The sequence below is a fragment of the Methylobacterium sp. C33D genome (genome assembly GCF_053345825.1).
The window spans coordinates 41,288-56,128 of sequence record NZ_JBKFAV010000041.1 but is presented as its reverse complement, the minus strand read 5'-3'; the positions used below and the strand labels follow the sequence as shown (position 1 = coordinate 56,128).

The 14,841-nt window shown below is 71.4% G+C and carries 13 protein-coding genes and 1 pseudogene; 3 read left to right on the top strand and 11 right to left on the bottom strand.

The window, feature by feature from the left end; translation table 11 throughout:
- From ACLBXO_RS25935 to ACLBXO_RS25910, 6 genes and pseudogenes are all read right to left on the bottom strand, one after another.
- Positions 1 to 497: pseudogene (locus tag ACLBXO_RS25935) on the bottom strand (hypothetical protein); the annotation flags it as partial.
- Between the two features lie 46 nt (positions 498 to 543).
- Complete coding sequence (hisN, locus tag ACLBXO_RS25930; protein WP_331318704.1) at positions 544 to 1,332, bottom strand: histidinol-phosphatase; 789 nt, start codon at positions 1,330 to 1,332, stop codon at positions 544 to 546.
- Between the two features lie 108 nt (positions 1,333 to 1,440).
- Complete coding sequence (locus ACLBXO_RS25925) at positions 1,441 to 3,516, bottom strand: AI-2E family transporter (RefSeq protein WP_447687186.1); 2,076 nt, start codon at positions 3,514 to 3,516, stop codon at positions 1,441 to 1,443.
- Between the two features lie 114 nt (positions 3,517 to 3,630).
- The gene (locus ACLBXO_RS25920) at positions 3,631 to 5,097 is read right to left on the bottom strand and encodes an MmgE/PrpD family protein (RefSeq protein ID WP_447687185.1); all 1,467 of its coding nucleotides are present in this window, start codon (positions 5,095 to 5,097) and stop codon (positions 3,631 to 3,633) included.
- A gap of 278 nt (positions 5,098 to 5,375) precedes the next feature.
- Positions 5,376 to 6,668 carry a nicotinate phosphoribosyltransferase gene (locus ACLBXO_RS25915; RefSeq protein ID WP_331318700.1) on the bottom strand — a complete coding sequence of 431 codons (1,293 nt, stop codon included), beginning with the start codon at positions 6,666 to 6,668 and terminating at the stop codon, positions 5,376 to 5,378.
- Positions 6,669 to 6,790: 122 nt separating this feature from the next.
- Positions 6,791 to 7,294 carry a pyridoxamine 5'-phosphate oxidase family protein gene (locus ACLBXO_RS25910; RefSeq protein WP_447687184.1) on the bottom strand — a complete coding sequence of 168 codons (504 nt, stop codon included), beginning with the start codon at positions 7,292 to 7,294 and terminating at the stop codon, positions 6,791 to 6,793.
- 127 nt (positions 7,295 to 7,421) lie between these two features.
- Here ACLBXO_RS25910 and ACLBXO_RS25905 point away from each other — a divergent pair, with 127 nt between their 5' ends.
- From ACLBXO_RS25905 to mobA, 3 genes are all read left to right on the top strand, one after another.
- On the top strand, positions 7,422 to 7,724 hold the full coding sequence (locus tag ACLBXO_RS25905; protein WP_447687183.1) for a hypothetical protein: 303 nt from the start codon (positions 7,422 to 7,424) through the stop codon (positions 7,722 to 7,724).
- A gap of 113 nt (positions 7,725 to 7,837) precedes the next feature.
- Positions 7,838 to 8,986 carry an iron-sulfur cluster carrier protein ApbC gene (gene apbC / locus ACLBXO_RS25900; protein ID WP_447687182.1) on the top strand — a complete coding sequence of 383 codons (1,149 nt, stop codon included), beginning with the start codon at positions 7,838 to 7,840 and terminating at the stop codon, positions 8,984 to 8,986.
- A 4-nt stretch (positions 8,987 to 8,990) separates the two neighbouring features.
- The gene (mobA, locus tag ACLBXO_RS25895; protein ID WP_447687181.1) at positions 8,991 to 9,593 is read left to right on the top strand and encodes a molybdenum cofactor guanylyltransferase MobA; all 603 of its coding nucleotides are present in this window, start codon (positions 8,991 to 8,993) and stop codon (positions 9,591 to 9,593) included.
- A 156-nt stretch (positions 9,594 to 9,749) separates the two neighbouring features.
- On the opposite strand, the gene ACLBXO_RS25890 is transcribed toward mobA, so the two are convergent.
- The 5 genes from ACLBXO_RS25890 to gyrA form a co-directional block, all read right to left on the bottom strand.
- Positions 9,750 to 10,208 carry a peptidylprolyl isomerase gene (locus ACLBXO_RS25890; RefSeq protein WP_010686120.1) on the bottom strand — a complete coding sequence of 153 codons (459 nt, stop codon included), beginning with the start codon at positions 10,206 to 10,208 and terminating at the stop codon, positions 9,750 to 9,752.
- Between the two features lie 77 nt (positions 10,209 to 10,285).
- Positions 10,286 to 10,783, bottom strand: coding sequence for a hypothetical protein (locus ACLBXO_RS25885; protein WP_447687180.1), 498 nt, complete (start codon positions 10,781 to 10,783; stop codon positions 10,286 to 10,288).
- Between the two features lie 7 nt (positions 10,784 to 10,790).
- On the bottom strand, positions 10,791 to 11,339 hold the full coding sequence (locus tag ACLBXO_RS25880) for a peptidylprolyl isomerase (protein WP_020095390.1): 549 nt from the start codon (positions 11,337 to 11,339) through the stop codon (positions 10,791 to 10,793).
- Between the two features lie 27 nt (positions 11,340 to 11,366).
- A complete protein-coding gene (gene coaD, locus ACLBXO_RS25875; RefSeq protein ID WP_447687179.1) occupies positions 11,367 to 11,870 on the bottom strand; it encodes a pantetheine-phosphate adenylyltransferase in 504 nt (167 codons plus the stop codon).
- Positions 11,871 to 11,919: 49 nt separating this feature from the next.
- The gene (gene gyrA / locus ACLBXO_RS25870) at positions 11,920 to 14,652 is read right to left on the bottom strand and encodes a DNA gyrase subunit A (RefSeq protein WP_447687178.1); all 2,733 of its coding nucleotides are present in this window, start codon (positions 14,650 to 14,652) and stop codon (positions 11,920 to 11,922) included.
- Positions 14,653 to 14,841 lie beyond the last annotated feature (189 nt).

The window sequence follows — 14,841 nt, the reverse complement described above, 5'->3', positions numbered from 1 at the left end:
CCCGCCCGGCCGGGCCGCGCGGGCGCGGCGCCGACGCGGCACTCGGCCGGCGCCCAGCGGCGCACGATGGCCAGCGCCGTGCGGCGGCCGTAGTCGCGGTAGTAGCGCCGCAGCAGGCTCGCGGCGGCGTCGGCGCCGTCGGCCAGGGTGGCGAAGGCGGTGTGGCCCTCCCCGTCGGCGCCGATCTCGCCGGGCCAGCGGGCGGACTTGATGCACCAGCCGTTGTTGAGCCGCACGCAGCGGGCGACGTAGGGCGGGTCGTCGGCCAGCGAGGCCGTGACCGCCAGCGCCCGCGGCGTCAGCTGCGCGCCGGTCTGGGCGTGCCAGTTGGACACGGAGCGGGTCGCGGGATCGAAGCGCGGGGGCTGGCTGTCCGCCGGGGCGGAGGCGGAGGCGGAGGCGACGGCGCTGGGCGGCAGGACGCGAACGAGGGCGTCCGCGCCGGCCTCGGCGTGCGGCACCAGGGTCGTGATCAGGATCAGCGCGTTCAGCAGCACGCGGTCGGGCCTTCGCGTCGGCGGACGGGCTCGATGCGGACGCGCGTCACGGGTTGAGAACCCTGAGCGCGGCCTCGTGCAGCCGCGGGTCGCCGGCCGCGATCACGCGACCGCCGCCGGCGGCGGAGCCGCCGTCCCAGGCCGTGACCCGGCCCCCCGCGCCCTCGACGATCGGGATCAGCGCGACGATGTCGTAGGGTTTGAGCCCGGCCTCGACCACGAGGTCGATCTGACCGGACGCCAGCATGCAGTAGGCGTAGCAATCCGCGCCGTAGCGGGACATCCGCACCTGGCCTTCCAGCGCCCGGAAGCGCTCGGCCTCGTCGCCGGCCGCGAACAGCCGGGGATCCGTGGTGGCCAGGATCGCCTGGGCGAGGTCCCCGCAGCGGCGTGTGCGCAGGGTCCGCTCGCCCGCCGGCGCGCGGAGCTTCGCGCTGCGCCCGTCCCCGGTGAAGCGCTCCGCGAGGTAGGGCTGGTGCATCATGCCCCGCACCGGCACGCCGTTGCGGGTCAGCCCGATCAGGGTGCCCCAGGTCGGCAGGCCGCCGATGAAGGCGCGGGTGCCGTCGATCGGGTCGAGGACCCAGACGCACTCGGCGTCGGTGCGCTCCGCGCCGAACTCCTCGCCGAGGATGCCGTGGCCCGGGAAGGTCTGGCCGATCATCGCCCGGAGGACGACCTCCGCGGCCCTGTCCGCCTCGGTGACCGGATCGAACGGCGCCCCGCCGCGGGCCTTGTCGTCCAGGCCGAACTGGGCGCGGAAGAACGGCAGGATCGCCTTCCCGGACGCGTCCGCGAGGTCGTCCATGAACCGGCCGAGTTCGACGACGCTCATCCGTTCCGTCCCCTGTTCCGCCCGAAGGCCGCGCGGCCGACCGGCCCGTCCCGACGAAGCCGGCGCGCGGCCCCGCCCGTCAAGCCCCCGTCTCCCCGTATCCTCGACTCACGCCCCGGCCGGGGCCGGCAGACGCGCCGCCGCGTCCCGGTCGTCGGCGGCGCTCTCGGCCGCACCGCCCGACCGGCCTTCCGCCGCCGCCGCCGCCGCCGCCGCCGCGCAGGTCGCGTCCTCCTGCGCGGCCGCCAGGATAGCCTCGACGGCCTCGCGCAGCGATCCCACCTGCGCGTCGGCCTCGGCGGCGCCCCCCGGCCCGCCGGCGAGGCGGCGGGCGCCGCCGTCCTGGGCGAGCCACAGGCCGAGCAGGACCGGCACGCCGGGGACCCGGCTCCGCAGCCGGCGGATCAGCCGGCGCAGGTGCGTCGGCTCGCCGTCGAGCGCCAGAGAGACCACGCAGGCGATCCGCGCCGGCCCGGCCTCGAACCGGCCGATCCGCACGGAGGCCGTCTCGGCGAAGGGGACCGCGCGGACGCCGAGGCCGCGCTTCTCCAGGATCTGCGCGAGGATCGCGGCCGCGGCCTCGTCCAGGAAGCCACGCCCCGCCACGCACAGCACCGCGCCCGCGCGCGTCCAGGCGGCGGGCAGCGCCTCCGGGGCCGGTCCCATCGGGAGCGGGCTGCAGGCGCTCTCCTCGCCATCGGCCGTCGCCCCCGCGACGGCGTCGCTCCGGTCGGAGAGGTCGGCGATCAGCTCGGTGAGCGCGGACCGCATCGCGCCCTTCTGCTGCGCGGTCAGCACCCCGCGGGCCGCGTCGCGGGCGGCGAGTTCCAGCGCCTTGAGCACGACCTCGTCGTAGTAGGACGAGAGCGAGCATTGCTGCAGGATCAGCTCGGCATGGCCCAGCACCTCCTCGGAATCGCCCGCCAGGATGCGCTGGTAGAAGTTCTGGACGGGCGTCAGCGCCGGCCGGTCGCCGAACAGCACGTCCAGGAACTCCAGGTGCTCGACGTAGCGGCCGAGCACCACGAGGCACACGGTCAGCGGCGTCGAGAGCAGCAGGCCGACCGGCCCCCATAGCCACGTCCAGAACAGGGCCGAGACCAGGACCGCGAAGGGTGAGAGACCGGTGGACTGCCCGTAGAAGATCGGCTCGAAGACCTGGCCGGTCAGCGGCTCCAGGACGACGAACAGGATCGCCACGGCGATCATCATGTTCCAGCTCGGATCGACCGCGGCGGCGAGCGCCATCGGCAGGATCGCCGACAGGACCGCCCCGAGATACGGGACGAAGCGCATCAGGGCCGCGAAGATCGCCCATAGCACCGGGTTCGGCACGCCGATGAGGTAGAGGCCGATGCCGATCACCACGCCGAAGGCGGCGTTGAGGGCGAGCTGCACCACGAAGTAGCGGCTCAGGCGCTTGGCCGCGTCGTCGATGGCCACGGTGGTCCGGTGCAGGTCGCTCGATCCGGCCAGCCGGATCATGCGGTCGCGCAGGTCCTCGCGCTGCATCAGCACGAACAGCAGCACCACGAACACGATGCCGACCGTGGCCAGGGGATGCATCACCGGGGTGAGCACGGTCGAGAGCATCTCCAGGGAGCCCGGCGGGCTCGTGGCGACCTCGACCAGGACCGGCTTGGGCGCGGCCTGGGCCTGATCGGGACCCGGCGACGGCGGCGGGGCGGCCGGCTGCGCCTCCGGGCTGCCGGCCTCCTTCGCGCCGCCGTGGAGCGCCCGCCCGATATTGGCGACGTACTCCGTGACGTGGCCCACGGGCGAGTCGCGCAGGCCGTTGATCTTGCGCTCGATGGTGGCCCGGTAGCGGGGGACGTCCCCCGCGAGATCGGCCGCCTGGATGCCGATCAGGGTCGCCAGGGCGGCCACGATGCCCACGGTCAGGAGCACGCTGACGCCCACCGCCGCGAGCCGCGGCAGCCGCAGCCGCCGCAGGCGGTTCACCAGCGGCGTCAGCACGAACGACAGCAGCAGCGCGATCGCGATCGGGATGAAGATCTCGCGGCCGAAGTACAGCGCCGCGATGATGGTCGCGCCGACCACGACCGGCGACGCCATGGCGGCCCGCGGCGTCTCGGCCGCGGCGACGCGGGTCGGCCGCGGCGGGATCAGGGAAGTCCCGGGCCGCGCTGCCGGTTCGACCCCGACCGGGGTTCTGGTGCCCATACCGTGATCCACGTCCCGAACGCCACGCGCGGGCGGCCGCCGGGAGCGGCGGAGGCCTCGCGGACGGGGAACGGCACGGGACGCGAAAACGATCCCGCGGGCTTCGCGTCCAGGTTAGGCTCCCGCGACGCCGGCCCGCGCCACGTCGCCCGCATCCCTCAACTCGGGCAGCGACCAGCACAGCTGCATCACCTTCCGCGCCTGCGCGTCCGGGAGGATTCCGGCGGCGAGGTCGGTGAACTTCGCCTCGAGCTGCGCGTCCGACATCGGCTTCTCGACGCTGCCGATCGCGTGCTCGATATGGCGGTGGAACGTCCGCCCGTCGTTCAGCGTCACGGTCATGTCGACCTGCGCGGGGTCGACGCCGGGGGTGATCACCGGGACCACCTTCTGGCGGAGGGCCACCACCCGCGGATCGTTCACCGCCCGGTCGCTGAACTGCTTCTCGCCGCCCGCGCCCTCCACGAAGGCGACCGCGGCCGCGTGGTAGATGCTGAACTTGCCCTCCAGACCGGTCTTCGGCGCGGTCTTGCCGGTCAGCTCCAGGACCAGCGGGTGGACCTTCAGGTCGACGCGCTGGATGTCCTCCGGCTTGACGTGGTCCTGGTCGCGGATCTGGATCGCCGCGTCGATCGTCGGGTGCATGACGATCCCGCAGGCGAAGGGCTTGTAGGTGTTGAGCTGCGCCTCGTAGCGGGTGCCGAGGCCGTCGGTGATCTGCGACCAGTCCTGCTTGGTGGAGATCGTGTTGGCCCAGCCGCGCTTGGCCTCGATCATCCCGTCCGACGAGGTGAAGCCCTTCGCGGCCAGGATCGCGGCGAACAGGCCGTTCGAGGCCGCGCGGCCCGGGTTGAAACTCTTGTTCATCGAGCCGAACGACTCGCGCAGCCCCACCGGCTGCGAGGCGGCGAGGCCGAGGGCGTAGACCATCTGCTGCTCGGTCAGCCCCATCAGCTTGCCCGCGGCAGCGGCCGAACCGAACACACCCGCGGTGCCCGTGATGTGCCAGCCGGCGTCGTAGTGGTTCGGGTAGACCGCGTTGCCGATCCGGCACTCGGCCTCGATGCCGACCACCAGCGCGTCGAGGAAGTCCTTGCCCGAGACCGGCTTCATCGCCGCGTAGGCCAGGATCGCCGAGGCGACCGGGCCGGCCGGGTGGATGATCGTCTTCAGGTGGGTGTCGTCGAAGTCGAAGATGTGGCTCGACACGCCGTTGAGGAAGGCGGCGTTCATGATGTCGAACCGCTCGGTCCGGCCGAACAGCCCGGCCTGCGGCGGCCCCGAGAAGGGCTGCAGCGCCGAGACCGCCACGTCGACCGTCTCGTGGTGCGAGCCGCCGATCGCCACCCCGACCCAGTTGAGGAAGCTGCGCACGCCCTCGCGGCGGACGGGCTCCGGCAGCGCGTCGTAGGAGGATCCCAGGATCCACTGCGCGAGGATCTTCGTGACGTGCGGCGGCGCTGCCTTCGCGGCTGCGTTCGCGGCCGGCTTCGCGGCCTCGGCCGCCTGCGCCCCCTGCAGGGCGGGCGCCGTCAGGGCGAGGCCCGCGGCCCCGATGAGCGAGCGGCGATTCATCGACATGGCGTTCTCCCGGATGGGGCCGCCCGGGGCGGCTCCGATTGCCGGACATGATAATGAATTCACCCCTGGGGCGGCAGCCTCCGTGTTTCACCCGGCCGGGTCTGACACGGGTTCCGCGCGGACGCCCCGGTGGACGGGGCCCGCACCGTCATCGCGGGCGCAACGAAGTGACCCGGGACGGCGCGACCGCGATGAAGGCGGCGCCGACCGGGTTGCATCGGTCCGCTCGCGAAGGCGGCGACGCCGCAGGCATCCGCCGGAACCGGTGTGGCCCGCCCTCACACCACCACCGGCAGCGCCTCCTGCTCGCCCACGGCGAAGACCCGCCGGTAGCGGGCGACCTCGTCGGCCGGCCCCTGCGCCTTCGTGGGATTGTCGGAGAGCTTCACGGTCGGCCGGCCGTCCGCCTCGGTGACCTTGCAGACGACGGAGACCGGATCGAGCTTGTGATCGGGTAGCAGGCCGCGGAAATCGTTGGTGAGCAACGTACCCCAGCCGTAGCCGATGCGCATGCGGCCGTGGAACCGGGCGTGGATGCGCTCGATCTCGTCGATGTCGAGCCCGTCGGAGAAGATGGCGAGCTTGTCCCGCGGGTCGTGTCCCCGATCCTGCCAGAAGCGGATCGCCTCCTCGCCGCCCTCGATCGGGTCCTTCGAGTCGATGCGAATGCCGGTCCAGTCGCTCACCCAGTCGGGGGCGTTCGCCAGGAACCCGGTGGTGCCGTAGGTGTCGGGCAGGATCACCAGCAGGTTGCCGCCGTAATCCTCTTGCCAGTCGGCCAGCACCGCGTAGGGCGCGGCGGCGAGCGCCGCGTCGTCCTCGGCGAGCGCCGCGTAGACCATCGGCAACTCGTGGGCGTTGGTACCGACCGGCTCGACCTCCTGCCGAGCCGCGATCAGGCAGTTGGAGGTGCCGAGGAACGCGCCGCCGAGGCCCTCCGCCATGGCCTGAACGCACCAGTCCTGCCACAGGAATCCGTGGCGCCGGCGCGTGCCGAAATCCGCCACCGACAGGTCCGGCAGCCTCTGCAGCCGCTCGATCTTCTCCCAGACCCGGGTCATGGCGCGGGCGTAGAGCACCTGCAGGTCGAGCTTGCCGAGGCCCCGCAGCACGGCCCGTGCCCGCAGCTCGTTGAGGATCGCGAGCGCCGGGACCTCCCACATTGTGGTCTCGACCCAGGGACCGTGGAAGGTCAGCTCGTACTGGCCGTCATGGACGGCGAGCTCGTATTCGGGGAGCTGGAAAGTCTCGAACCAGCTCACGAATTCGGGGCCGAGGATGCGCCCCTGGCCGCGGAACACGTTGCCCCGCAGCCACGTGATCTCGCCCTTGCTGAGGCGCAGCGTCCGCGCGTGGTCGAGCTGCTCACGCAGGAGCCCGGCATCGACCTCGTCGGCGATCCGGATCCGGCGGGTGCGATTGGTGATGCCGAAGGTGGTCCGGATGTCGGGGTGCCGGCGCAGGATCGTCTGCGCCATCAGGAGCTTGTAGAAATCGGTGTCGAGGAGCGACCGCACGATCGGGTCGATGCGGAAACTGTGATCGTAGACCCGTTTCGCCAGATCGAGCATTCGTCAGGCACTCTGCCGCGCTTGGAACGCGCAGAGCGCATGCCGGGACCGCAGCCGTCAAGCAGACGGGCGGTCTCCGCCCGGAGACCGCCCGCGAGATTGCCCATTCCGACGACCGATCCTCAGGCGAGGTCGACCTTCTTGGTCTCGGTCTTCGGGCTCTCGCCGGTGAGCGAGGCCTTCACGTAGCCGTAGAGGTGCAGCATCGTGCTGTTCGGGCTGTCCCAGTACTCGCCCTTCTCCGGATGGACGCGGATCAGTGCGACCTCGGGATCGTTCTTCCCGTTCGGGAACCAGGTCTTCAGGCTCTCATTCCACTTCGCGTCGATGATCGCCTGGTCGCGGACGATCTCGGCCTTGCCGGCCACCGAGACGTAGTTCTGGCTCGACGGGTCGGAATAGGCGAGGTTGATCTGGTTGTCCTTGCTGATCTCGGCCGTCTTGGGCGAGTGCAGCTTGGTGAAGAACCACAGGTCGCCGTTCTCGTCGGCGTCGTTGTTCCACATCGGGCGGCTGTTGAGCGTGCCGTCCGCATCGACGGTGGTCATCATGGCGATCTTCACGTCCTTGATGAGCTCGAACAGCTTCTTCGCGCCCTCGTGGTCGCGGTGGTTGCCCTGATGCATGAAAGTGGTCTCCTACGCGTCGTTTCGGTCCCGGCGGGGTCTCCGGAGGGGGCCCCGCCTGAAGGCTGCCCCGACAACGGATCAGTCTCCCGTTGGTTCAGCTTGCCCGTGCGGTGAGGAGGTTCGGATGCGACGTGTTCGGGGAATCGGCCGCGCGGCGGCGGCGCTGGCGCTCTGCGCGCTCGGACTCTGCGCGCTCGGGCTCTGCGCCGTGCCGGCGATCGCCGAGGTACGCTTCGGCCCGGGCGTGCGCATCGGCGGCCACGACTTCTCGAACCGGCGCTACGGCAGCGTCCATATCGAGCGCGTGAAGCGCCTGCGCGGCCCGCTCGGCTGTCGCCGCCTGCGCCACGGCTTCTACCGGCGCGGCGACGGGACCGCGGTGCGCGGCCCCATGGAGGAATGCAACCTCATCGCCCGCCCGCACTGACGCGCTCCGGGCGGGCCGTCGGCGCCGGCGCCGATTGCTCGCCCGGGGTCTGGTGTTCTGGGCCGGCTCGGTTACATGCACTGGCATACCTGCTTGCCCCGCTGGAGGACATCTTGGCGATCACCCGCGACGACGTGCTGAAGGCGCTCGCCGGCATCACGGTCGATGCCGCCGGCACCACCCTGCCCGGCTCGGGACGGCTCTCTCAGGTCGTGGTCGATCCGAACAACCGGGTGATGTTCTCGATCCTGGTCGATCCCAGCGAGGCCGAGCGGTTCGAGCCGGTGCGGCGGCAGGCCGAGGGCCGGGTGCTGCAGATGCCGGGCGTTTCGGGCGTGTTCGCCAGCCTCACCTCGGAGCGGAACCAGAGCCACCCGGCCCAGAGCAGCGCCGCCCCGCGACCCGTGACGCCGCCGCCGGTCGCGCCGCCGCGGCCCGGCGCACCGTCGAACCAGGGCCCGCAGATCGCGGGCGTGCGCCACATCGTGGCGGTGGCCTCCGGCAAGGGCGGGGTCGGCAAGTCCACCACCGCCTGCAACCTCGCCCTGGCGCTCCAGGCCCAGGGGCTAAAGGTCGGCCTCCTCGACGCCGACATCTACGGCCCGTCCGTGCCGAAGCTGTTCGGCCTCTCGGGCAAGCCGACCGTCGTCGACAACAAGGCGATGGAGCCGATGGTCGGCTACGGGCTCAAGGTCATGTCGATCGGCTTCCTGATCGAGCCCGAGACGGCGATGATCTGGCGCGGCCCGATGGTCCAGTCGGCCATCACCCAGATGCTGCGCGACGTGCTCTGGGGCGAGCTCGACGTGCTGCTCGTCGACATGCCGCCCGGCACCGGCGACGCGCAGCTCACCATGGCGCAGGCGACGCCGCTCTCGGGCGCCGTGATCGTCTCGACGCCGCAGGACCTCGCGCTGATCGACGCGCGGCGCGGCGTGACCATGTTCAAGAAGGTCGCGGTGCCGATCCTCGGCGTGATCGAGAACATGGCGACCTTCGTCTGTCCGAATTGCGGACACGCCTCCCACATCTTCGGGCATGGCGGCGCGCGGAACGAGGCGCAGCGGCTCGGCGTGCCGTTCCTCGGAGAGGTGCCGCTGAACATGACCATCCGCGAGACGTCGGATAACGGCCGGCCGGTGGTGGCGACCGACCCGGACGGGCCGCACGCCAAGGTCTATCGCGACATCGCCGCCCAGCTCTGGGCGAACCTGTCCGGCGCGCCGGCGGGGCGGGCGGCACCGAAGATCGTGTTCGAGTAAGGCCGTGGCGCCGCCGCCGGTCCTGGGCCTGATCCTGGCCGGCGGGCGGGCGCGGCGGATGGGCGGGGGCGACAAGCCGCTGCTGCGGCTCGGCGGCCGGACCCTGCTGGAGCGGGTGGTCGAGCGGCTCGGCCCGCAATGCGCGGCCGGGCTGGCGCTCAGCGCCAACGGCGACCCGGCGCGGTTCTCCGGCTTTCCCGGGCCGGTCCTGCCGGACCCCGTGCCGGACCAGCCGGGGCCGCTCGCCGGCATCCTCGCCGGGCTGGAGCACGCCGGCGCGCGGGGCGTCGCGCGGGTGGTGAGCGTGTCGGGCGACGCGCCGTTCCTGCCGGGGAATCTGGTGGCGCGGCTCCACGCTGTCGCGTCGGAAACCGGCATCGCGCTCGCGGCCTCAGGCGAACGGCAGCATTACACGATCGCGCTCTGGCCGACGGCGCTGCGCGATGGGCTCCGGGACTATCTCGAACGGGGCGAGCGGCGGGTCGGCGCCTTCATCGCGCGCCACGGGGCGGCGGTCGCGTCCTGGCCGGTCGAGCCGGTGGACCCGTTCCTCAACATCAACGCGCCGGAGGATCTGGCCGCGGCGGAAGCCCTGGACCGCGGGTGATAAGGATCCGCCGTCATCACGAGCGAAGCGAAGAGACCCTGGCCAGCGCGACATCTCGGAGATGTGGCGCGACCCTGGATTGCTTCGCTCCGCTCGCCAAGCCGGCGGAGCCGAAGCCATCGAGAGATGGCTTCGGACGCGAGGCTTGATCCGAGCTCAGGCCGCCGCGACGGTCGCCTTCACGATCTTGTCCGGAGAGCGCGGCGGCTCGCCCTTGTTGATCGTGTCGACCACGTCCATGCCTTCCACGACCTTGCCCCACACCGTGTACTGCTTGTCGAGGAAGCGGGCGTCGTCGAAGCAGATGAAGAACTGCGAGTTCGCCGAGTGCGGGAAGTTCGTCCGCGCCATGGAGCAGGTGCCGCGCACGTGCGGCTCGGCGTTGAACTCGGCCTTCAGGTCCGGCAGGTCGGAGCCGCCCGAGCCGGTGCCGGTCGGGTCGCCGGTCTGGGCCATGAACCCGTCGATCACCCGGTGGAACGGCACGCCGTCGTAGAAGCCCTGAGCGGCGAGCGTCTTGATCCGCTCGACGTGGCCCGGGGCGAGGTCGGGGCGCAGCGCGATCACGACGCGGCCCTTGGTGGTCTCCAGCACGATGGTCTCGTTGTCGGCCATGGTCTTTCCTTCCGGTTGGGGGAACTGTATCGGCGCGCGCCGGATCCGGCCAGCGCCCGTGACGGGTTCGCCGGCGCTCAGGCCGGCGGGCGGTAGACGAAGCGGAGCGCCACCGGCCGGCCCGCGATCGCCCGGCCCAGGCCCGGCGTGATGTGGGCCGGGGTGCAGCGCGCGAGGGCGTCGAGGGTCCCGCGCACGAGGGCGGTCCGCTGAGCGCCCGCGACGCCCGCCGCGTAGGTGACGCGGGGTGGCCCGATCAGGCTGCCGTCGCGCCGCAGCGCGAGCCGCAGGGTGATCTCGATGTCGTCGGCGCCGCCGCTCGGGCGGCCGAGGCCGCCCGGCGCCTGCCAGCAGGCGGCGAGCGCCGGGTAGAGTTCCGCCAGGGTGTCGGCGGGTCTGGTCGCCACCCGGGCGACCGGCACCGGGACCGTGGCGCGCAGGGTCTGGGGCAGGCTCAGCGGGTAGCCGCCGCCCGGCCCGTCGGCGTAGCCGTAGAAGGGGGCGCCGTCATAGGCCGCGGCGGCCGCCGGGATCAAGCTCAGCAGGAGGATCGAGGCGGCGCGCCGGCCCGGCATGCGGCCGCTACTTGGCCTTCTCGGCGAGCGTCATGCTGACGATCTTGTCGGGATCCTGGACGGCCCCGCCCGGCGCGCCCGGGGCGGCCTTCTTGATCTTGTCGAGGACGTCGAGCCCGTCCGTGACGTTGCCGACGATCGTGTACTGGCCGTTCAGGAACGGCGCGTCGCCGAGGCAGATGAAGAACTGCGAGTTCGCCGAGTTCGGGTCCTGCGAGCGGGCCATGCCCACGGTGCCGCGGCGGAACTGGGCCGACTGCGTGAACTCGGCCGGGATGTTCGGCAGGCTGGAGCCGCCGGTGCCGTTGCCCTTCGGGTCGCCGGTCTGGGCCATGAAGCCGTCGATGACGCGGTGGAACTTGAGGCCGTTGTAGAAGCCCTGCGAAACCAGCGTCTTGATCTGCTTGACGTGCTTGGGCGCGATGTCGGGCCGCAGCTCGATGGTGATCCGCCCGTCCTTGGTCTGGAGATAGACCGTGTTGGCGTCGGCGGCCCGGGCGGCCTGGGCGGTGCCGAGCGTGAGGGCGAGCGCGAGGAGGGCGTGGCGTCGGTTCATCGGAATCCTTTCGGGATCGGGCAATCGTCAGGACTGAGCGGCGAAGCGCTGCCTGAGGCGCGCGGCGACGGGAGCGGGCACGAAGGGCGAGACGTCGCCCCCCATGCCGGCGATCTGGCGCACCAGGGTCGCGGTGATCGGGCGGGCCTGCGTCGAGGCGGGCAGGAACACGGTCTGCACCTCGGGCGCCATGGCGCCGTTCATGCCGGCGAGCTGCATCTCGTAGTCGAGATCCGTGCCGTCGCGCAGGCCGCGGATGAAGATCGCAGCGCCGCAGCGCCGGGCGGCCGAGACGGCGAGATCGTCGAAGGTGACGATCTCCAGCGCCGCGCCCTCGGCCTGGGCCACCGGCCCGCAGGTCTCGGCCAGCAGTGCCGCCCGCTCCTCGGCGGAGAACAGCGGCGCCTTGCCGGGATGGACGCCGATGGCGATCACGAGGCGGTCCACCAGCCGGCAGGCTTGGCGGACCACGTCGAGATGGCCGTTCGTGACCGGATCGAACGAGCCGGCGTAGAGGGCGGTGCGGGTCATCGCGACCCGACCTAGAGCATTTTCGCGCCGGACGGAACCGGGCGGTGCCTCACGCCTCCTCGCCGCCCTCCGGGCCGGCCTCGGCGCCCTCGTCCTCGCCCTCGATGTGCTCCACCGAGACGACCTTCTCGTCCTTGGCGGTGTTGAACACCGTCACGCCCTGCGAGGCGCGGCCGACGATGCGGATGTCGTCCACCGGCACGCGGATCAGCTGGCCGCCGTCGGTCACCAGCATGATCTGGTCCGAGGCCTCGACGGGGAAGGACGCCACGAGGCTGCCGTTGCGGGGATTGACCCGCATCGCCGTGATGCCCTTACCCCCGCGTCCCGAGGTCCGGTACTCGAACGACGAGGAGCGCTTGCCGAAGCCCCGCTCCGACAGGGTCAGCACGTACTGCTCGGCCGCGCCCATCTCGTTGTAGCGGTCGAGCGAGATCGCCGCCGCCTCGGCGCCGTCCTCGGGCTCCGCGTCGCCGTTCTCCTCGGCCTCACCGGTCACGGCGCGACGCATCTTCAGGTAGCCGGCCCGCTCCTCCGCGGTGGCGTCGAAGGCGTTCAGGATGGTCATCGAGATGACCTTGTCGTCCTTGCCGAGCAGGATGCCGCGCACGCCGGTCGAATCGCGGCCCTTGAAGACGCGCACGTCCTCGACCGGGAAGCGGATGCACTGGCCCAGCGCCGTAGTCAGCAGAACGTTCTGGTCCGGACGGCAGATCTCGACATGGACGATGTGATCGCCCGGATCGAGCTTCATGGCGATCTTGCCGTTGCGGTTCACCGTGGTGAAGTCCGAGAGCTTGTTGCGCCGGACGTTGCCGCGGGCGGTCGCGAACATCACGTCGAGCGTCTCCCAGGACGCCTCGTCCTCCGGCAGCGGCATGATCGTGGTGATGCGCTCGGAGGTGTCCTGCAATTGCAGGATGTTCACCAGCGCCTTGCCGCGGGCGTTCGGGGCGGCCATCGGCAGGCGCCAGACCTTCTCCTTGTAGGCCTGGCCCTGGCTGGAGAAGAACAGCACCGGCGTGTGGGTGTTGGCCACGAACAGGCGGGTGACGAAATCCTCGTCGCGGGTCGCCATGCCGGAGCGGCCCTTCCCGCCGCGGCGCTGGGCCCGATAGGTCGAGAGCGGCACGCGCTTGACGTAGCCGGCGTGCGACACGGTCACGACCATGTCCTCGCGGGCGATCAGGTCCTCGTCCTCGACGCTGCCGTCGAAGTCGACGATCTCGGTCCGGCGTGGGGTCGCGAACTGCTCGCGCACCTCCACCAACTCCTGCTTCACGATGGTCTGGATGCGCACCCGCGAGCGGAGGATGTCGAGGTAGTCGGCGATCTCGTCGGCGAGCGTCTTCAGCTCGTCGCCGACCTCGTCGCGGCCGAGCGCCGTGAGGCGCTGCAGGCGCAGGTCGAGGATGGCACGGGCCTGGGTCTCGGAGAGGCGGTAGGTCCCGTCCTCGGCGACCCTGTGGCGCGGGTCATCGACGAGCGCGATCAGCGGCGCGATGTCGTGGGCCGGCCAGTCGCGGGCCATCAGGGCTTCGCGGGCGGTGTTCGGGTCCGGCGAGGTCCGGATCAGGCGGATCACCTCGTCGATGTTGGCGACCGCGATGGCGAGGCCGCACAAGACGTGGGCCCGCTCGCGGGCCTTGCCGAGGAGAAACTTGGTGCGGCGGGAGACGACCTCCTCGCGGAAATCCACGAAGGCCTGGAGCAGGTCCTTCAGGTTCATCAGCTCGGGGCGGCCGCCGTTCAGCGCCACCATGTTGCAGCCGAAGGAACTCTGCAGCGGCGTGAACCGGTAGAGCTGGTTCAGCACCACGTCGGCCATGGCGTCGCGCTTGATCTCGACGACGATGCGCATGCCCGTCCGGTCGGATTCGTCGCGCAGGTCGGAGATGCCCTCGACGCGCTTCTCCTTCACCAGCTCGGCGATCTTCTCGACCAGCGTCGCCTTGTTCACCTGATAGGGGATCTCGGTGAAGATCAGCGCCTCGCGCTCCTTGCGCAGCTCCTCGACATGCGACTTGGCGCGCATGATCACCGAGCCGCGGCCCGTCGCGTAGGCCTGCCGGGTGCCGGCGCGGCCGAGGATCATGCCGCCGGTCGGGAAGTCCGGACCGGGCACGATCTCGGTGAGCTGCTCGATGGTCAAACCCGGATCGTCGATCAGCGCCACGCAGGCGTCGATCAGCTCGCCGAGATTGTGCGGCGGGATGTTGGTCGCCATGCCGACCGCGATGCCGCCCGCGCCGTTGACCAGCAGGTTCGGGAAGCGGGCCGGCAGGACGGTCGGCTCCTCGCGCGACTCGTCGTAGTTCGGTCCGAAATCGACGGTGTTCTTGTCGATGTCGGTGAGCAGCGCGGTCGCGGGCTTGGCGAGCCTTGATTCGGTGTAGCGCATCGCGGCCGGCGGATCGCCGTCCACCGAGCCGAAATTGCCCTGCCCGTCGATGAGCATGAGGCGCATGGAGAAGTCCTGCGCCATCCGCACGAGTGCGTCGTAGATCGATTGGTCGCCGTGCGGGTGGTAGAGACCGATCACGTCGCCGACGATGCGCGCCGACTTGACGTATTTCCGCTCGGGCAGGTGCCCGGATTCGAAGGCGGAGTACAGGATGCGCCGGTGCACCGGCTTGAGCCCGTCGCGGGCGTCGGGAAGCGCCCGGCTCACGATCACGCTCATCGCGTAATCAAGGTAGGAGCGACGCATCTCGTCGGTGATGGAGACGGGGCGGATGTCGCTGGCGGGCGGGGCTGCGCCAGTCGGATCGTTCTCGGCCAAGTCGGTTTCCGTTCTGAAGCCCGGACGGGCGGTGCTCTCGGCCGTTCCTGGGCGGCGCGCGATGCGCCGGAACGGCCTCTCGGAAGAGCAGTGATATCAGACGGTTAAATAAGGTTTTCCAAGGCCGCCCGCAAGGTCGCAGCGCGGCTGCCGGCATGGTTGCCGGCCGGGGTGCGTCCCGGCCGGATC